This window comes from Gordonia metallireducens, assembly GCF_021245825.1.
GTDB classification, from domain to species: domain Bacteria; phylum Actinomycetota; class Actinomycetes; order Mycobacteriales; family Mycobacteriaceae; genus Gordonia; species Gordonia namibiensis.
On sequence record NZ_JAJQJP010000034.1, the window covers coordinates 74,678 to 92,069 of the forward strand.

The window sequence follows — 17,392 nt, forward strand, 5'->3', positions numbered from 1 at the left end:
GTCATCACCAGCCGGTCACCACCAGCCGGTGGCCTTCTGCAGGTCGGTCTCGATCGCCGGGATGAGGCTGCGTACGAACGTGGCAGACAGGTGGTGGTAGTCGTGCCACATCAGGATGTTCCCGACCACCGCCGGGCAGTACGTGTCGTCGCACATGGCGTCGGTGTAGTCCAGGAAGGTCATGTTCGGGAACTCGTCGGCGAGCGCGGCAGCCGGGTCGGTGGGCGCCATGGCCTGTGCACGTGAGACGCCGCAGACCTCGGGCTTGCGGCCGCTCGCGAGGCATTCCGGCGGCTTCAGCTTGCCGGTCGACCACGGGTTGTCGCGGATGCCGATCACCTTCTGCCCGCGGTCGCGGAACTGGGCGAAGATCTCCTCGTAGTCCTTGGGCACGTAGTCGCCCTTGGCGGCCCCCTCGGGAGGACGGGTGGAGGTGGTGAACACGTAGTCGGGCTTGTCCACGGCCAGGCGTTCCATCACGCGATTCGACCAGTCGTTGCACTGGTAGTACTTCTGGCCGAACCAGGTGAAGACGTGCTCGGTGGTGAGTGCACAGCCCACCTTGAGGTAGGTCGTGACGCGGAAGTTGTGCCGCTTGCCGATGTCGTTCAGCGCGGTGATCCACTGCTCGGCATGGGAGCCACCGACCAGGGCGATGGTGCGTGTGGCGTTCACGTCGCCGTAGTACCCGACCTTGATCGACGGGTCCTTCCATCCGCTGATGATCGAGTCGTAGGAGGTGATCGGCCAGTCCATGTCGACGACGTCGGGGCTCGGCTGGGCGGTCACCTTCGGGACCGGCGCACCGTTGAGGAAGGCGCGCCCACCCGGATAGAGGCGGGGGTCGAGGTTCTCGGTGTCGAGGGTCGCGTTGGCGGCGTCGCGCTGCCAGGTCACCGCGGCACTGCCGGCGGCGACACTGACGATCAGCAGGACCGCGAGAAGGGCCACCCGGTAGCCGCGGGAGTTCTGGAATCCCGGCTTGTTCGGCTTCGTCGGCGTGTTCGGTGCCTCCGACGCCACGGTCTTCTTGCGTCGCAGCGACCCGGACCGCAGCGGGGTCTCGACGTATTTGGTGGTGAGCCACGCGATCAGGACGGAGACACCCAGGATCCCGGTGCCCTCGAGCCAGGACACCTCGTCCTGATAGCGCCACGCCATGTAGAAGATCAGCAGCGGCCAGTGCCACAGGTAGAGCGCGTACGCGATGGAACCCAGCCACACCAGCTGCGGGTAGGCGAGACCACGACTCACCCGGGCCGGTCCCTCGGCGGGCCGGGCGGTGGCCGGAGAGCCCGCCCAGATCAGGATGAGAGTCGCGCCGACGGGCACGAGCGCCCAGGCCGCGGGGTACTCCTGGACACCGGCGATCCACCAGCCGCAGGTGATGATCAGGCCGAGGGCGATGAGGCTCAGCAGGTTGCGCAGGCGCGCGGACAGCGCCAGCTTGGGCATCCACACGGCGAGCAGGCCGCCGACGAGCGGCTCCCACAGTCGGGCGACGGTGTCGTAGTAGGTGAACGGCTGGTTGATGCCGTGGCGATAGTTGGCCCACGCGAAGGAGACCAGCGCGACGCCCAGGAGCGCGAACCCGACGATGCCGCGTACAACCTGAGGTCGGCGGAAGAACTCGATCTTGAGAGCCAGAGCGCGCAGCAGACCGCCGAGGGCGAGTGCACTGAGCAAGGTGATCAGGAAGAACTGACCCTGCATCGACATCGACCACAGGTGCTGCATCGGGCTGTTCGCGGAGTCGGCGGCCGCATAGTCCTGCGACTCGAACGCGAGATGCCAGTTCTGGTAGTACAGCGCGCTGGCCTGTAGCTCGGCACCGAGCGGACCCCACCGGGTCGTCGGCATCACGAGAGCGATCAGCGCGGCGGTGAAGGCCAGCACCAGCAGCAGCGCGGGAAGCAGTCGTCGGACCAGGCGCCAGAATCGCGGCCCCGGGTTGAGCGCCTTGCCCCACGACGCAGAGGCGGGCTGGGTGGCGAGCACATGCTTGAGGAGCGATGCGACGAAGAAGTATCCCGAGAGAGTCAGGAAAACGTCCACGCCGCCCGACACCCGCCCGAACCAGACGTGGAAGACGGCGACCAATGCGATCGCGATTCCGCGCAGGCCGTCCAGGTCGAGCCGATAACCCGAGGTGTTACCGGTCGCGGCGTCCTCGTTGGGCGTCGCGACGACCGGGGCTACTTCGGGAACGGGCGTGCGCACAGAGGGCGATGGTACTTGTCCGCGACGGTGCGTCACCGCCCCCGCGGCGGGTGTCGGCCGACCCACAGGATGTTCGTGGGTTCCCATTGCCGGGTCTACCTCGGAAAATGGCCGTAACCTCGGGCAATCCCCTCGAAACCGACTGTGAGGAGTTGCATGCTGATCTACACGATGGGCGTCTCGGTGGACGGCTTCATCCACGATCGCGACGGCGACTTCCAATGGCCGGGACACAGCGACGAACTCTTCGCATTCCACACCGATCGCGTCGGGAGCCTCGGCGGCACGATCCTCGGTCGCCGGTTGTACGAGACGATGCGGGTCTGGGAGACCGACCCGGCCATGCGCGACACCGAGGCGGGCGCTGTCTTCGCCGACATCTGGGCGGCGCTGCCGAAAGTCGTCTTCAGTCGGACCCTCGACGCGGTCGACGGCAACGCCAGACTCGCCCGTACGTCCGTCGCCGACGAGGTCGCGGAGGTCCGCGCCGCGACGGACCGCGACATCGAGATCGGTGGAGCGCACCTGGCGTCACAGGCCTTCGAACTCGGCCTGGTCGACGAGCTGCGGATCTTCCGGTACCCGGTCGTCGTGGGCGGGGGCACCCCGATGCTGCCGCCGGTCACCGATCGCGTCGACCTCCATCTGGTGGAGACCCGATTGTTCGGTGTCGTCGCATACGAGCGCTACCGGGTGCACAGGCGTCCGCAGGCCGAGTAGCGCCGACCGAGCGTGGCGAGGCCGCGCTGGGCTCCTTCGCCGGCCGAGTAGCGCCGACCGAGCGTGGCGAGGCCGCGCTGGGCTCCTTCGCCGGCCGAGTAGCGCCGACCGAGCGTGGCGAGGCCGCGCTGGGCTCCTTCGCCGGCCGAGTGGCGCCGACCGAGCGTGGCGAGGCCAACGCGTATCGAGGTCGGCCCCCCGACCACCCATTCGTTCGTGCTGCGTCTAAACCTTCAGCCACGACGATCCCCCCGGCACCCTGTCTCCCAGTCATCACATGCACCACTCGCATCCGATCTCAGGAGACACACATGACCACACGACGATCCGTCGCGATCATCGGCGCCGGACTCGCCGGGACCACCGCCGGTCTCGGCTTTCTCGACGCAGGTTTCGACGTCACGATCTACAGCGACCGCGACCGAGACTCGTTGCGCAACAAGGTGCCGCCGACGGGCGTCGGCGTGCTCTTCGGCAAGTCCCAGGAGTGGGACGCCGAGATCATCGAGGACCTGTACGACGTCGGCAAGACCACCGGCATGAGCGTGCGCCTGTACGGGGGCGCCGGCGAGGATCGCACCCCCGTTCTCGAATACGACCCCGACTACGGCTACGTCGCCGCGGCTGTCGACCTCCGCCTGCGCGCCGACGACCGGCTGGGGCGTTTCCTGGATCGCGGCGGACGCTTCGAGGTCACCACCGTCGGTCTCGACAACCTCGACGAGATCGCCGGCGGCGCCGACCTCACCCTCGTCGCCACCGGCAAGGGCGGACTGTCGACGCTGTTCCCGGTCGACGAGTCGCGAACGAAGTACCGCGAGCCGCAGCGTCGACTGCTCCAGGTCACGCTGAAGGGCGTCGATCACGGACCGGACGTGTTCTCCTACCGCTCGCAGGCGGGCGCCGGTCACTCGTTGTACAACCTCGACAGCGAGAACGGCGAGCTGTTCGTCGGCCCGTTCCTGCACAAGGACGAGGGAGCGACCTGGTCCTTCATCGTCTTCGCCAAGCCGTCGGGTGCCTGGGCGCCGCGCATCGACGACGTCCACGACGCGGTGACCGCACGGCGAACCATCGCCGGCATCTTCGCGGAGTTCTTCCCGGAGGATGCGCCGGTCATCGAGCAGCTCGACGTCATCGAATCCGACCCGGTGTCGTGGCTGAAGGGTGCGGTCACCCCGACCGTGCGTCAGGCGGTTGCCACCACCAGGAGCGGTCATCCGGTGGCTGCGATCGGCGACACCGCGATCGCCGTCGATCCCGTCGCCGGCCAGGGGGCCCAGAACACGCTCATCCAGGTCGCCGAGCTGGTCAAGGCCGCCCGCGCCCACGACGGCGAGTTCACCGCGGACTGGCTGGCCGACGAGTTCGAGAAGCATTGGGAGCGCCGCGGTCACGCGGCCACCGAGGTCACCCGCCTGTTCCTCGGTGACCCCGACTTCGCGACCCACCTCGAGTTGTCGTTTCCGGCTGCCGCCGTCGATCCGAACGTCGCCCAGGCCCTGCTCGGTCTGCTGTCCGACCCGAATCCGCTCCTCGGTCTGCGGACCCGTGCGGATGTCGAGAACTTCATCACTGCGGTGGCGGGAGAGCCGTTCGACCAGGTCCTCGCCAGGTTCGCGCCGGCCGGACAGTTCAGCGCCGCCGCGCCGGCGCCCGTGACCGTCTGACCTGTAGGTCGCACGACCAGTGGTTGCACCGCGCCCCGACCGCGTTCTCCGGAACGCGATCGGGGTGCGGTCGCGTGTGACACCCGAACCGGAACTGTCACAGGAGATGTGATACGAACAACAGCGTCCGTTGTGCCGGAGTCAGAGGGGGAGCACGTGAAGACGGGTTGGACATTGGCCGACGCGCCTTCACAGACCGGGCGGGTCGCCGTGGTCACCGGGGCCAACGGGGGAATCGGACGTGAAGCCGCCCGGGGGCTCGCCACTCTCGGCGCCACGGTGGTGCTGGCATGCCGCAACGCCGAGACCGCTGCCGCCGCGCGCGACGACATCGTCGCCGAGGTACCCGGTGCGGAGGTGGAGATCCTCGACCTCGATCTCGCCAGTCTCGATTCCGTGCGCGCTGCCGCCGAGGAGATCCGACGACGCCATCCGCGGATCGACGTCCTGGTGAACAACGCCGGGGTCATGCGCGCCCAGCGCGATCTGACGCCTGACGGCTTCGAGATGGACTTCGGTACCAACTTCCTCGGCCACTACGCGCTCACCGGGTTGCTGATGGACCGGTTGCTCGCCGCCGACGCCGCACGGATCGTCACGGTCGGCAGTCACGCTCACCGTGCGGGCAACATCGATTTCTCCGACATCCCGATGGACCGCACGTTCACCAGCGCCGGAGCGTATTCACGGGCCAAGCTCGCCCAGATGTTGTTCTCTATGGAGCTCGACCGCCGGCTGAGAGCCGCTGAGGCACCGGCGATCTCGATCGCCGCGCATCCGGGTGGCACACGGACCGGGGTGATGCGCGAGCAGAACAAATTCCTGCAGTGGGCGTATCACGCGCCGTCGCTGCGGTGGCTCACCGATCGTTTCATCATGGATCCGCCCGAGGGTGCCCTGCCGATCCTGCGGGCAGCCACGGACCCGAAGGTCTCGGGAGGCCAGTATTACGGTCCCACAGGGAGTTTCGGCCTGGCCGGTCCGCCGGTGCTGGTCGAGCCGTCGCCGAAGGCCAAGGACCGCGCCGTCGCCGAACGGTTGTGGGATGTCGGCGCCGAGCTCACCGGCATCAGTATCGACCTCGGCTGAAGGGGATTCCCGAAAGGCGTTCTCGAGGGAGGGATTTCTCGAGGAGTGGGTTCACCGAGGTCGATACCGACACCGCGCCGGCTCAGATCTTGAAGCGGCCGGCGAAGCTCCGTAGCGGGAGGTCGGCACTGGTCACGATCCCCGGCGGGGCCGCGACCACCGATCGTATCGAGTTGAGTGCGGGCAGGCCGGTGACGGTCATGCCGATCGACGCGAAGTTCTCTGGGTTGGACAGGTCGAATCCCCTGCGCGGGAAGATCATGTGCTTGGAGTAGATGTTCGGGTCGCCGGTCACCTGGGTGATGTAGCAGGCCTGGATGTTCCACGACGGATCGGTGTGCGGAGTCATCTGCCATTCGAGATGGGATTCCACGCGCGGCACGCCGTCGACCATGCCCTGGTACTTGATGTAGCTGCCGCCCAACGACCCGGCGGGTAGCTGGTACCAACCGAGGTCGACGTCTTTGGTGCAGGCGCCCAGCTCGTAGGAGAACGCCACCTCGTCGAGTTCGAGATCGAAGGCGTCGGCCATGAGGTACACCGAGTCGGCGAAGACGGCGGTGTACTTGTAGAGCGAGTCCGGGATCGACGGGTCATCGACCGGTAAGCCGTAACCGACGGCCTTCCAGGTGTCGACCGAATGATGGCAGGAGACGTCCACCGACTCGGTCACCGTGACGTTCTCGATCTCGGCGACGTCGGCGGTGTGCACGATGCCGAGGATCTGTGCCAGACCGGGATTCATGCCCGTGCCGTAGAAGGTGGCGCCTCCCTTGGCGCAGGCCTCGGCGATGACCTCGCTGACCTTGCGGCCGGAGTGGTGCGGATGGTTGGTGTCCCGGTGGAAGCCGGTGATCCAGTCGGCGGTGGTCACGATGTCGATACCGGCCTCGAGGACCTGCACGTAGAGATCCTCGTCGGGAAAGACGCCGTGGAAGGTGAGCACGTCGGGTCGTGCGGCGATGATCTCTTCCACGGTGCCGGTCGCGATCACGCCGATCGGGCCGATGCCGACGATCTCACCGGCATCCCGGCCCACCTTGTCCGACGAATAACAGTGCAGGCCGATCAGTTCCAGATCGGGATGATTGCGGATGCGGTCGATCATCTCGGTGCCCAGATTGCCGGTGGCCACCTGGAAGACCCGGATCTTTTCGGGTGCCGTCATCGTGAGGTCCTTTCGGGACGAGGGAGAAGAGTCGGGTCAGGACTGCGTAGCTGCGTCGGTGTCGACGCGTGCTGCCGCGCGGCTGTCGATGTGCGCTGCCGCGCGGAGTGCTTCGAGCTCGGACCGGCGGATCCGGACGAACTCGTCGGCCGAGGCGCCGCCGTCGGGATAGAACTGTCGGGCCCACTGTCGCAGCGCGGTGAATCCCGCGTACTCCTTGCGGGACAGGGCCGGTGGGTCGGAGTAACGCTGATGTGCCCAGATGTCGATGTCGGCGGCGAACTGCTCGATGACCAACTCGGCCATGGTCTTTCCGTATCGGGTGATCTCGCCGGTCTCCTCGCCGGGTTTGCGCCCGATCCAGACGGTGAAGCGCACGTCCGAGGTGTGCTCGTCGACCGGGGTGACCGCGGGCATCGTACGGTTGTCGACCATGCCCCAGCTCTTGGTGACCGAGCAACCGAGGCCGGCGTTGATGGATTCGACTCCGCTGGTCGCACTTTCGAGTGTCGCGCCTTCGTCGAAGGCGATGGTGAAGTCGACGTAGGACACCGGGCCGGAGAAATCGTGCCGGGTGAAATCCGGCATGAACGGTGTCTTGTGGACGAACTTGAAATGGGCGAAGTCGACGCCGTTCTCCATGATGTACTGCGGGTGGATCTCGAGGCCCGGCCGGAACAAAGTCGCGCCGGGAATCGGTGGGTAATAGTCGGCCGCGGTCGCGTCGTCGTCGAAGTCGGCGAAGATGTCCGGGACATCGAAATGCGGTGGCCGCCCGTCGACGTCGTGCCAGATCCAGACGGCTTCGTTGCGTTCGACGACGGGGTAGCTGCGGATGCGTCGACCCTTGTTGGGGTGGTTCTCGTAGGGGATGCACACGTTGCGTCCGTCCTGGTTCCACTCCCAACCGTGGAAGGGGCAGACCAGGTTCTCACCCTCGACGTGGCCGCCGTGGCCGAGGTGGGCGCCGAGATGCTCACAGTAGGCGTCGAATACGGAGATCCGGCCGGACCGGGATCGCCAGGCGACCATCTCGCGACCGAAATACTTCATCGTGTGCACGGCCCCGACGGCGATCTCGGTCGACCATGCGACCTGGAACCATCCGGTGGGTGTCATCGACAGCGGCGTTTGCGCCATGCGGCCACGGTAGGACGCGCAGAACCGGAATACAAGAGGGTTCTGTGAAAAAGGTCGAAAACAGCGTTCAAGTGGAGGTTTGAGGGGTCTCTCATCCGGTTACTCGTGTGTCCAACAAAATTCCTTCGAAACTGTTGGAACATCCGACGCCGGTTTGTATCATTGCTCCGGCGCTGTGACGTGGCTTACAGCAATGACGCCGGGAGGCCGAGATGAACGCAGGTGGTGCGCTACGCACTGCACGACTGGCAGACGCCCAGTCGATGCTGACGGGACTGGTACGACCGGCCGAGGCCCGACGCCGACTCCGCAGCCGTCAGTACGCCAACGCACTGTTCAACTCGCGCGAGCCCGAACGTGCCACCTGGACACTCACCGACGACGGCGCCCGCCTCCGGGTCCACCATTACGGATCACCGGATGCGCCGGTCCTGGTGCTGGTCCACGGATGGTCCTGCTGCATCGAGTACTGGAACCCGCAGATCAACGCCCTCGCCGAGCGTTACCACGTCATCGCCTACGACCAGCGGGGTCACGGGGAGAGCACGTGGGGCAAGCGCCGCTTCGACGCCGACGTCCTGGCCGACGACCTCCACACGGTGGTCGATCAGGCCGTGCCGCGTGACTCGAAGGCCGTGTTCGTCGGCCACAGCATGGGCGGCATCACCGTGCAGGCGTGGGCGCACCGTCACCCCGACCAGGTGGAGGAGCGTGCGGCCGCACTGGTGCTCGCGAACACGACCTGGGGCGGGATCGCCGCGGAGACCCGGGTCCTGCCGTTCCTCAACACCATGTTCAAGGCGCCGATCTGGCTCGGTCAGGCCGCTCTGTCGGTCCCGTTTCCGTTCCCTGGCGGTCGATTCGCGCGGAGTCTGGTCCGGACCCGCATCCTCAACGGTCGCTCGGCGACGGTGGATCACGCCGAGTTCGTGCTCGCGATGAGTCGTTCGTGCAACCCGGTCGCGCGGGCGAAGGCCGCGGTCGCGCTCATCGAACTGGCCCTGGGGCCGGTGGGAGCCGAGGCCATCCCCGTGCCGACCACGGTCATCGGTGGACGCCATGACCTGTTGCTTCCACACGCGATGACCCAGCGCATCGCCCACACGCTCTCGATCCGCGGCTATCTCGACCAGCTCGTCGTGCTGGACACCGGTCATGCCTCCAACATCGAGGCCGCCGAGGACTTCACCGCCGAGATCCATCGCGTCATGTACTCGGTCTCGACGCCGACCGAGTTGACAGAGCTGGAGGGTGCCGCGAGCTGAGCCGACCCGGGAATCACTCCCCGGGCCGCTCGACCCGTCCATCCGGGAACCGGGCGAAGCGCCCCTCGGTCCGCGGGTGGACCGGCGCGTCGGAGTCCCACGGCCAACCGCCGAACCGCGTGCGGCGGTAGTCGCTGTAGGCCTGATCGATCTCCTCGGCACTGTTCATGACGAACGGGCCGTACTGGACGACCGGCTCGCCGATCTCTGCGCCCTGCAGCACGAGGATCGTCGACGGTTCGTCCCCGTTGGCGACGGCCAACGCCGACGCCCGCGTCTGTTCAAAGCCGATTCCCGAGTCGACTGTTGCACCGTCGATCTCGACGCGAGCCGCCTCTCCGTGGACATACAGCATCCGGCGGGTGTCCGTCGAGGCCGGTGCCGGTAGATCGACCCTCGCGTGCGGTTCGAGATCGATCAGCCAGATCGCCACGTCCGCTGCCGGATCCGATGCCCAGGAGTGTTTCGGCGCCTCGAGTGCCGTGGCGGATCCGAAGGATCCAGCGATCACCCGGACGGTGGCCTTCGCCCCGTCCTCGTCGTGCACGACGACGGGGATGTCCTCGGACCACTGCATCGTGAACTCCGGATCGGCGGTCTTGTCGCGCGCCGGGAGGTTCAGCCAGATCTGGTAGAGCTCAAATGGATTGTCGCGATCGGCATTCACGAGGGGAAAGACCTCCGAGTGGGAGACGCCCTTGCCTGCGGTCACCCACTGCACGTCGCCGTTGCTGTACCGGGCGCTGGCGCCCGTCGAATCGGCGTGGTCGACGACGCCCCGGCGGACCACGGTGATGGTCTCGAAACCACGGTGTGGGTGCGCGGGAAAGCCCGGAATCGTGGTCCCGTGGTACATGTTCCAGCCCGACGGGTGGCCGAAGTCGCTGCCGAGCTGCCGGTCGTCGACGCCGGTGGCGGGACCCATCTCGGCATTGCCGGCCGGGTAGGCATCGAGATGATGGACTGCGAAGAGGAATGGGCCGACGCCGCGCCAGGGATGGCCCAGCTCGACGACACGGCCGGCGCGAGAGTGGTCCGCCGCGGGCGACTGGCTCGTTTGTGGGGAGGTCATGACGACTCCTTCTCGTTGTGGTTTCTGATCCTGCCGTCCACAACGCATCCGCATTCACTCTTATTTCAAGAGTGCTCTTGTTTCCAGAGAGGCGTACGCTCGCAGCATGGACACGGGGCAGGGCAGATCGAAGGGTTCGGTCACGATCACGGGATCGGTCACGATCGACGACCTCCTCGCCGGTTCCGACACTGTTCGCGCCGCACTCGAGACCATCGGGGGCGTCTGGCCCATGACGGTGCTCATCGCGCTCGACACCGAACCCCGACGCTACGGCGAACTGCGCCGGGCCGTGGTGGGTATCAACGACCGCATGCTGTCGCAGACGTTGCGGCGTTTCGTGCGCGACGGCTTGGTCGCTCGCGGGGTCATGCCGAGTCGGCGGTCCTGTGTGCAGTACACCCTGACCGATCTCGGTGTGGAAGTGCGGGCGGCCGTCGCCGAGTTCGCGTCGGTCGTCATCGGGCTGGCGCCGCGGGTGGCCGCCGCCCGGAAAGAGTTCGATCGCCGATCCGACGAGGAGTCATCATGACCGACTACGGACAACCGTTGCGTTTCGGGTTCTTTCCGAGCCCGCGGGCCGACCGGATCGACGACCTGCTCCGTCTCGTGAACGTCGCAGAGGCGGCCGGGCTCGATCTCGTCAGTGTCCAGGACCATCCTTACCAGCGGCGTTTCCTCGACACCTGGACGCTGTTGTCCGTCATCGGTGCTCGGACGGAGTCGATCCGGTTGTCGCCCAACGTCGCCAACCTGCCGCTGCGTCCGCCGGTGATGTTGGCCAAGGCGGCGTCGACTCTCGACATCCTGACCGGCGGCCGCGTCGAACTCGGTCTGGGGGCCGGAGCGTTCTGGGACGGGGTGGTCGCCGCGGGAGGGCCGCGCCGCTCTCCGGGTGAGGCGGTCGATGCCCTCGCCGAGGCGATCACGGTGATGAGGGCCTTCTGGGCAGGAGGCACGGTCGATCTCGACGGTGAGTTCTATCCCGTCCACGGACTCCACGCCGGACCCGCTCCGGCGCACGACATTCCGATCTGGCTGGGTGCGTTGGGGCCGCGGATGCTGCGGCTGACCGGAGAAGTGGCCGACGCGTGGGTGCCCAGCCTGCAGTTCGTCCCGCCGGATCAGGTGGCCGAGAAGGCCGCGATCATCGACGACGCGGCGCGTGCGGCCGGCCGGGACCCCGCGGACATCACCCGGATCTACAACATCGCGGGCACTTTCGGTTCCGACGCCGGCCTGCTCGCCGGCACACCCGCGCAGTGGGCGGAACAGCTGACGGACCTGACCGTCTCCCTCGGCATGAGCAAATTCATCCTGGCCACCGACGACCCCGACGATCTGGCGAGGTTCGCCGACGAGGTGGCCCCGGCGGTCCGTGAACTCGTGGCCGCAGAACGCCAGGCGTGAATCCCCAGCGGCTACCATCGGCGACCATGACCCCCGTCGACGCCCGCACCCCGGCCGGTACACCGGCGCCCGGTGCTCGGCGTGCGAATCGTCGGGGACAGGCGACCCGCGATGCGATGCTCGACGCGGCGATCAGTTCGTTGGCCTCAGGTGATCCGGCGTCGGTGTCGGGCAATCGGATCGCCAAGGACATCGGCGCGACCTGGGGTGCTGTCAAGTACCAGTTCGACGACATCGACGGCCTCTGGGCGGCGGTGCTGCACCGGACCGCCGAGCAGCGCGGCGATCTGCCGGTCAGCGTGAAACCCGAAGCGCCACTGGCCGAGCGGGTCGAGGCAATCATCGAGCTCATGTATGCGGGTCTGACCGCGCCGGAGTCCCGCGCCATCGAGACCCTGCGGGCAGCACTACCCCGCGATCCCGACGAACTCCGGCGACTGTTCCCCAAGACCGCCGCCGAGTTCGCGTCGTGGGGGCCGTCCTGGACCGAGTCCTGCCAGCGCGCCTTTGCCGACCTCGACGTCGACCCGGAACGGGTCCGCGAGGTCGCGGCGTTCCTGCCCGGCGCCATGCGAGGTCTGGTGTCGGAGAAGCAACTCGGCAGCTTTCAGGATCAGGAACTGGCGCGACGCGGACTCGCGCGAGCGATCGTGGCGCTCCTCAGCTAACCCCGCCACGCATCCGTCGAGCGGGACACGACGGTCTCGACCGTGAGGATGACGACGCACAGCATCGCCACCGTGCCCGGTCCGAAGACCAGGAGGTTGTCGATTCGTTCCCACGCGCCGGGACTCCACAGGGCCACCCATGTCAGGACCAGTGCGACGGCGGTCGCGAGCTCGCCGACCACATTGATCGTGATGAAGATGCGGGCAGACAGTTTGTGACGTTTCGCGATCCGGCGGGAGAAGTGGAAGTCGGCGCCGAAGGCCAACAGCAGGACGGCGAAGACAGACAACAGCACGCCGAGGTCGTCGGGGGTGAGGTCACGCATGCTGTTCATCGTCGCCCACGGTGCCGGGGGTCGGCGTGAGGCACGTGACATGTGTTGAAACCGGGCTGAGTTTAATTGCGGACTGATTGGCAGTGTCCGCATCCAACTGTATACAACTAAATGCAGTTCTAGACCCGGAGTGCGAACCACGAGGAGCAGTGCAGATGGAAACGACGACAGTCCAGTCGCCCGAAGTGAAGACCGCCATCGCGAGCCTCCGGGAAAAGGCCCCGTTCATCTATGGCCTGACCAACTACGTTGCGGCCAATCTGAGCGCGAACGTACTGCTCGCGCTGGGCGCGGGTCCCGCGATCGGGGCGGCGCCCGGCTTCACCACGGCGTTTCCCGCCGGTGCGGGCGCGGTCTGGATCAACGGTGCGGCCCTGATGTCCTCGGTGACTCCGGAGGCCTTGGAGGAGGCTGCCGCGACCGCACACACGGCGGGCACTCCGTGGGTGCTCGATCCGGTGGCCATCGGCGCAGGAGCCGGCGAGTACGACGAGATCCTCACGTCGCTGTTGAAGTACGAGCCGTCGATCATCCGCGGCAACGCCAGCGAGATCTCGGCACTGGCCGGCGGCGCCGGCGGCAGCGGCGTCGACTCGACGCTCGACTCCTCGGAGGTCATCGACACCGTCAAGGACCTGGCCGTCCGCCTCGACGCGGTGGTGGCGGTGTCCGGAGAGGTCGACTACCTCTGTGACCCGTCGGGCCGGGCGACCTCGGTCACGGGCGGCGATGCGAAGATGCCTCAGGTCACCGGCACCGGCTGCAGCCTCGGTGCACTCAGCGCGGCGTACTGCGCCGTCGTCGATCCGTTCACTGCAGCACGCGCCGCACACGCCGCGTTTGCCGCGGCGGGGGAGCGGGCAGGTGCTCGCACCACCGGCACCGGATCGTTCGCCGTGGCCTTCCTCGACGAACTCTCCACCCTCTGACCAGGCAGACGAACCCCGCCCGCCGTCAATCGCAGATCAGTCGCAAAGGAGCGAATGACATGTCCCGCAAGCAGATCCACTTGGCCGCATTCATGAATGCCGGCCCGCAGGGGACGGTCGGTTGGCGACATCCCGACGCCGGGGACGGCTTCCTCACGGCTGAGCACTATCTGCACATCGCCCGGATCCTCGAAGACGCCAAGTTCGACATGGCGTTCGTCCCCGACGCGCTCGCCGTCCCGCGAAGCCTCGGCGACTCCTTCGAGCCGGCGGTCAGATTCGGCACCGGCACACCGCGTCTGGACCCGATGACGGTCATCACCCTGATGAGTTCGGTGACAACCAAACTCGGTGTCGCCGCGACGATGTCGACCGGCTACCAGGAGCCGTACAACCTCGCTCGGTCCATGGGCACGCTCGATCACCTCAGTGGTGGACGCGCCGGGTGGAACGTCGTCACCAGCTTCCAGGATGCGGAGGCGCAGAACTTCAACCAGGACAAGTTGCCCGACCGCGAGGAGCGGTATGCGCGGGCCGAGGAGTTCCTCGAGGTGACCACCCGACTGTGGGATTCCTGGTCCGACGACGCGCTGATCCACGACAAGGAGTCCGGACGCTTCGCCCGCCCCGAGGAGGTCGAGGCGATCGACCACAAGGGCCGCTTCTTCCAGGTTCAGGGGCCGCTCGGCGTGCCCCGACCGCCGCAGGGATACCCGGTCATCGTGCAGGCCGGCGCGTCGCCGACGGGACGCGACTTCGCCTCCCGCTGGGCCGATGTCGTGTTCTGCAGCCACGCGTCGCTCGAGAGTGCCGTCGATTTCTACCAGGACATGAAGCAGCGCGCGGCCGCCCACGGCCGGGACCCCGAACAGCTCAAGATCCTGCCCGCCGCCACCACCGTCGTCGGCACCGACGTCCGCGACGCGATGGCCAAGCACGAGGCATTCTTCGAACTCGTCGACCACGAGGCCGGCCTGTCGCGCCTGGCGTATCACGTCAACGTCGACCTCACGAAGTACGACCTCGACGGCCCGCTCCCGTCGCTCGAAGTGGTTGGCGTGGAGGGTCATTACCGCGAGGTCGTGGAGTTCGCCGAGCGGGAGAACCTGTCCATCCGCGAGATCGGTCGCTGGTACGGCGCGCGTACCGAGGGAAACATGATCGGTTCGGCCGCCGACATCGCCGACACGATGGAGCAGTGGCTCGACGCCGGGGCCGCAGACGGATTCATGATCCAGGCGACCCATGTGCCGGCGGCTTTCGAGGACGTCGCCACCCACGTGGTGCCCGAACTGCAGCGCCGCGGGCTGTTCCGCACCGAGTACGAGGGCGACACGTTACGCGAGAACCTCGGTCTCAACCGACCGGAGCGGGGCGAATGGCGTAACCGGGCGAAGGGCGTCGTCGAGGCCGGCGCGTGACCCGCGCCGCGTCCGCGCTCGTCTCCGCGGAATGGCTGCACCGCAACGTTGATTCCGTCGTCGTACTCGATGCCAGCATCGCGAGGTCGGTCGACGATGCCGGGTTGACGGTGTTCGATCCCGGTCACGAGGTCTTCCGCGCCGCTCACATCGCGGGAGCCCGGTTCGCCGACCTGTTCGCGGCTTTCTCCGATCCGTCGTCGACGATCGCTTTCACGCGGCCGACGGTCGACCAGATGTCCGTGACAGCAGCGGAACTCGGCATCACCCCGGAGGACGACATCGTCGTGTACGACCAGCTCAGCGGCGCCTACGCCGCGCGCGTGTGGCTGGTGCTGCGGTCCTTCGGATTCGATCGTGCGCGTGTGCTCGATGGCGGGTTCACCCGCTGGCAGGACCGCGGCTACCCGGTCGCCACCGGCGACTCCACACCCGCCGCCGTCGCCGCGGACGTGGAGATCCGGGACCTCGGCACCCCGGTGTTCACCGACCTCGACGAGGTGCGTGCGGTGTCGGACGACGAAGGATCGCCCACTGCGCTCGTATGTGCTCTCCGGTCTCCCGACTACACGGGTGAATCCGGCGGCGACCGGCCCGGCCACATCCCGGGCAGTCTGAGCGTGCCCTACCCCGACCTGCTGAACGACGACGGCACCTTCTCGGCCGAGCGGACCCGGAAGGCACTGCAGCAGTGTGGGATAGACCGAGATGCCGAAGTGATCGTCTACTGCGGCGGTGGGATCAACGCCGCCGGTGCGGCATTGGCCTTCGTCGAGGCCGGATACCCGCAACCCCGGGTCTATGACGGTTCGCTGAGTGAATGGCGGAGTCATCCGGCGCTCCCGCTCGTGACGGGAGTCCTGCCGCGATGACCCATGGAGACCTTTCGGAGGCGCCGACGCTGGTCATCTTCGACATCGACGGCACGTTGCTCGACTCGGCCGCAGCGCATGACCGGGTGGCCATCGATGTGCTCGCCCGGCACGGCCTCGATGTACTCGCCAAGCCGTGGGAGGCGTACCGCGCCTACACTGATTCGGCGGTGACCGGTGAGGTGTACGAGGACAAGCACGGCATTCCCGCCGACCCGGCGTTCATCGCGGAACTGGAGCGGCTCTACGCCAAGGAGTTCGACGTTCACGTGTCCACGGGAGCGGTCGACGAGATCGCCGGTGCACGAAAGCTGCTGGCAGAATTGGCGACACGGCGTGATGTGTACGGTGCCTTCGCCACCGGGTCGTTTCGTGCCCTCGCCCGTACCAAACTGCGCGTGCTCGGCGTCGAACCGGACGACGTACCGCTCGCCACCGGTACCGAGTACGACAACCGCGCTGAGATCGTGCGCGACGCCATCGGCCAGGCATCGGTTCGTCACGGGATCGAAGATTGGCGGATGGTGATCCTCGGCGACGGAAAGTGGGACGAACTCACGGCCCGGCACCTCGGCATCCCGTTGGTCGGCGTGCAGACGGGCGCACATCGCTTCGCCGACGACACCGCACTCGTCGTCGACGACCTGCGGTCGGTTCGTGTCGACACGCTTGTCGGGTTGTCTGCAAGGATCGAGGGGCTCGCAGAGTCCGCCCTGTATGACCCGACGGAAGGTGACCGCCGATGAAGAGCGCCCGCGACGCGGTCTACGAAGCGCTGCACGAGCGTTTGACGCACGGCCACTATCCCGCCGACGCGACCCTCATCCCTCAGGCGCTGAGCGACGAGTTCGGGGTGTCACGGACCCCGGTCCGGGAAGCACTGGCGTTACTCGAACGCAAGGGGTTGCTGATCGCGGCGTCGCGGGGATTCGTCCTGCGAATCCGCAGCGATGAGGAGATGCTCGAGATCTTCGAGGTGCGAGCGATTCTCGAGTCCAGCGCCGCAGCGGCGGCTGCCGAACGCCACACACCGGTCGACATCGCCCGGCTCAGAGAGGCACTGGCGCAGAGTGCGAGTCACACCGATCCGGTCGAGATCCGACACGCACTCAATGTCTTCCACGACTGTGTGATGCGGGCGGCGCACAACCAGACGATCTACGGCATGGAACGGGACCTTCGCGATCAGATCAAGGTCAGCGCGCCGTGGTTCACCCCGACCGGTCGCGAGAGCTTCGAGAGTTCGGTGAGCGAGCACGAGCAGATCCTGTCGGCGATCATCGACGGATCAGCCGAGAAGGCCCGCTTGCTCATGCTCGAACACCTGAATCACGATCGGGACGTCCGAATTTCGCAGCTCGTCTCCCGGACGATGGGTGTTGCGGCGGGGGAGAGCCCCAGCCCCTGAACTGC

General features: G+C 67.1%; 17 protein-coding genes. 12 read left to right on the forward strand and 5 right to left on the reverse strand.

Annotated elements, in window-relative coordinates:
- Positions 1 to 15 precede the first annotated feature (15 nt).
- Positions 16 to 2,220 carry an acyltransferase family protein gene (locus LQD00_RS13845; RefSeq protein ID WP_232717770.1) on the reverse strand — a complete coding sequence of 735 codons (2,205 nt, stop codon included), beginning with the start codon at positions 2,218 to 2,220 and terminating at the stop codon, positions 16 to 18.
- 156 nt (positions 2,221 to 2,376) lie between these two features.
- On the opposite strand from LQD00_RS13845, the gene LQD00_RS13850 reads away from it, so the two are divergent.
- The 3 genes from LQD00_RS13850 to LQD00_RS13860 all read left to right on the forward strand — a co-directional run bounded on the left by LQD00_RS13850 (position 2,377) and on the right by LQD00_RS13860 (position 5,699).
- Positions 2,377 to 2,940, forward strand: a complete 564-nt coding sequence (locus LQD00_RS13850; protein ID WP_232717771.1) for a dihydrofolate reductase family protein — start codon at positions 2,377 to 2,379, stop codon at positions 2,938 to 2,940.
- 311 nt (positions 2,941 to 3,251) lie between these two features.
- Positions 3,252 to 4,610: a styrene monooxygenase/indole monooxygenase family protein gene (locus LQD00_RS13855; RefSeq protein ID WP_232717772.1), complete on the forward strand. Its 1,359-nt coding sequence runs from the start codon at positions 3,252 to 3,254 to the stop codon at positions 4,608 to 4,610.
- Positions 4,611 to 4,766: 156 nt separating this feature from the next.
- Positions 4,767 to 5,699, forward strand: a complete 933-nt coding sequence (locus LQD00_RS13860; protein WP_232717773.1) for an oxidoreductase — start codon at positions 4,767 to 4,769, stop codon at positions 5,697 to 5,699.
- Between the two features lie 82 nt (positions 5,700 to 5,781).
- Here LQD00_RS13860 and LQD00_RS13865 read toward each other — a convergent pair whose 3' ends face one another.
- Together LQD00_RS13865 and LQD00_RS13870 are read right to left on the reverse strand one after the other, a co-directional pair.
- Positions 5,782 to 6,867 carry an NAD(P)H-dependent amine dehydrogenase family protein gene (locus LQD00_RS13865; RefSeq protein WP_232717774.1) on the reverse strand — a complete coding sequence of 362 codons (1,086 nt, stop codon included), beginning with the start codon at positions 6,865 to 6,867 and terminating at the stop codon, positions 5,782 to 5,784.
- A 36-nt stretch (positions 6,868 to 6,903) separates the two neighbouring features.
- On the reverse strand, positions 6,904 to 8,007 hold the full coding sequence (locus LQD00_RS13870) for a Rieske 2Fe-2S domain-containing protein (RefSeq protein WP_232717775.1): 1,104 nt from the start codon (positions 8,005 to 8,007) through the stop codon (positions 6,904 to 6,906).
- 212 nt (positions 8,008 to 8,219) lie between these two features.
- Between LQD00_RS13870 and LQD00_RS13875 the strand changes: the two genes are divergently transcribed.
- The gene (locus LQD00_RS13875; RefSeq protein ID WP_232717776.1) at positions 8,220 to 9,272 is read left to right on the forward strand and encodes an alpha/beta fold hydrolase; all 1,053 of its coding nucleotides are present in this window, start codon (positions 8,220 to 8,222) and stop codon (positions 9,270 to 9,272) included.
- A 13-nt stretch (positions 9,273 to 9,285) separates the two neighbouring features.
- Here the strand turns inward: LQD00_RS13875 and LQD00_RS13880 are convergent, their stop codons facing one another.
- Entirely contained in the window at positions 9,286 to 10,344 is a 1,059-nt protein-coding gene (locus tag LQD00_RS13880; protein ID WP_232717777.1) for a pirin family protein, read from the reverse strand.
- A gap of 106 nt (positions 10,345 to 10,450) precedes the next feature.
- On the opposite strand from LQD00_RS13880, the gene LQD00_RS13885 reads away from it, so the two are divergent.
- The 3 genes from LQD00_RS13885 to LQD00_RS13895 are packed head-to-tail and all read left to right on the forward strand — an operon-like array spanning position 10,451 to position 12,422.
- Positions 10,451 to 10,876, forward strand: coding sequence for a winged helix-turn-helix transcriptional regulator (locus LQD00_RS13885; protein ID WP_232717778.1), 426 nt, complete (start codon positions 10,451 to 10,453; stop codon positions 10,874 to 10,876).
- Positions 10,873 to 11,754, forward strand: a complete 882-nt coding sequence (locus tag LQD00_RS13890) for an LLM class flavin-dependent oxidoreductase (protein ID WP_232717779.1) — start codon at positions 10,873 to 10,875, stop codon at positions 11,752 to 11,754. The genes LQD00_RS13885 and LQD00_RS13890 overlap by 4 nt, the downstream gene beginning before the upstream one ends.
- A 26-nt stretch (positions 11,755 to 11,780) precedes the next feature.
- Positions 11,781 to 12,422 (forward strand): TetR/AcrR family transcriptional regulator, encoded by a 642-nt coding sequence (locus LQD00_RS13895; protein ID WP_232717780.1) that lies wholly within the window; start codon positions 11,781 to 11,783, stop codon positions 12,420 to 12,422.
- Here LQD00_RS13895 and LQD00_RS13900 read toward each other — a convergent pair.
- A complete protein-coding gene (locus LQD00_RS13900) occupies positions 12,419 to 12,757 on the reverse strand; it encodes a hypothetical protein (RefSeq protein WP_232717781.1) in 339 nt (112 codons plus the stop codon). The genes LQD00_RS13895 and LQD00_RS13900 overlap by 4 nt on opposite strands.
- 155 nt (positions 12,758 to 12,912) lie before the next feature.
- Between LQD00_RS13900 and LQD00_RS13905 the strand changes: the two genes are divergently transcribed.
- The 5 genes from LQD00_RS13905 to LQD00_RS13925 are packed head-to-tail and all read left to right on the forward strand — an operon-like array spanning position 12,913 to position 17,387.
- On the forward strand, positions 12,913 to 13,686 hold the full coding sequence (locus LQD00_RS13905) for a hydroxyethylthiazole kinase (protein ID WP_232717782.1): 774 nt from the start codon (positions 12,913 to 12,915) through the stop codon (positions 13,684 to 13,686).
- 59 nt (positions 13,687 to 13,745) lie between these two features.
- Positions 13,746 to 15,107 (forward strand): LLM class flavin-dependent oxidoreductase, encoded by a 1,362-nt coding sequence (locus tag LQD00_RS13910; protein WP_232717783.1) that lies wholly within the window; start codon positions 13,746 to 13,748, stop codon positions 15,105 to 15,107.
- Positions 15,104 to 15,979, forward strand: a complete 876-nt coding sequence (locus LQD00_RS13915) for a sulfurtransferase (protein WP_232717784.1) — start codon at positions 15,104 to 15,106, stop codon at positions 15,977 to 15,979. The genes LQD00_RS13910 and LQD00_RS13915 overlap by 4 nt, the downstream gene beginning before the upstream one ends.
- Complete coding sequence (locus tag LQD00_RS13920) at positions 15,976 to 16,725, forward strand: HAD family hydrolase (RefSeq protein WP_232717785.1); 750 nt, start codon at positions 15,976 to 15,978, stop codon at positions 16,723 to 16,725. The genes LQD00_RS13915 and LQD00_RS13920 overlap by 4 nt, the downstream gene beginning before the upstream one ends.
- Entirely contained in the window at positions 16,722 to 17,387 is a 666-nt protein-coding gene (locus LQD00_RS13925) for a GntR family transcriptional regulator (RefSeq protein WP_232717786.1), read from the forward strand. Before LQD00_RS13920 ends, LQD00_RS13925 begins: the two co-directional genes overlap by 4 nt.
- Positions 17,388 to 17,392: the final 5 nt, after the last annotated feature.

Excerpts from the sequence above, each read along its gene's own strand:
- LQD00_RS13905 (WP_232717782.1), top strand. The coding sequence starts at position 12,913 with ATGGAAACGACGACAGTCCAGTCGCCCGAAGTGAAGACCGCCATCGCG.
- LQD00_RS13865 (WP_232717774.1), bottom strand. The coding sequence starts at position 6,867 with ATGACGGCACCCGAAAAGATCCGGGTCTTCCAGGTGGCCACCGGCAAT.
- LQD00_RS13850 (WP_232717771.1), top strand. The coding sequence starts at position 2,377 with ATGCTGATCTACACGATGGGCGTCTCGGTGGACGGCTTCATCCACGAT.
- LQD00_RS13890 (WP_232717779.1), top strand. The coding sequence starts at position 10,873 with ATGACCGACTACGGACAACCGTTGCGTTTCGGGTTCTTTCCGAGCCCG.
- LQD00_RS13870 (WP_232717775.1), bottom strand. The coding sequence starts at position 8,007 with ATGGCGCAAACGCCGCTGTCGATGACACCCACCGGATGGTTCCAGGTC.
- LQD00_RS13910 (WP_232717783.1), top strand. The coding sequence starts at position 13,746 with ATGTCCCGCAAGCAGATCCACTTGGCCGCATTCATGAATGCCGGCCCG.
- LQD00_RS13920 (WP_232717785.1), top strand. The coding sequence starts at position 15,976 with ATGACCCATGGAGACCTTTCGGAGGCGCCGACGCTGGTCATCTTCGAC.
- LQD00_RS13875 (WP_232717776.1), top strand. The coding sequence starts at position 8,220 with ATGAACGCAGGTGGTGCGCTACGCACTGCACGACTGGCAGACGCCCAG.
- LQD00_RS13855 (WP_232717772.1), top strand. The coding sequence starts at position 3,252 with ATGACCACACGACGATCCGTCGCGATCATCGGCGCCGGACTCGCCGGG.
- LQD00_RS13895 (WP_232717780.1), top strand. The coding sequence starts at position 11,781 with ATGACCCCCGTCGACGCCCGCACCCCGGCCGGTACACCGGCGCCCGGT.
- LQD00_RS13900 (WP_232717781.1), bottom strand. The coding sequence starts at position 12,757 with ATGAACAGCATGCGTGACCTCACCCCCGACGACCTCGGCGTGCTGTTG.
- LQD00_RS13925 (WP_232717786.1), top strand. The coding sequence starts at position 16,722 with ATGAAGAGCGCCCGCGACGCGGTCTACGAAGCGCTGCACGAGCGTTTG.
- LQD00_RS13885 (WP_232717778.1), top strand. The coding sequence starts at position 10,451 with ATGGACACGGGGCAGGGCAGATCGAAGGGTTCGGTCACGATCACGGGA.
- LQD00_RS13880 (WP_232717777.1), bottom strand. The coding sequence starts at position 10,344 with ATGACCTCCCCACAAACGAGCCAGTCGCCCGCGGCGGACCACTCTCGC.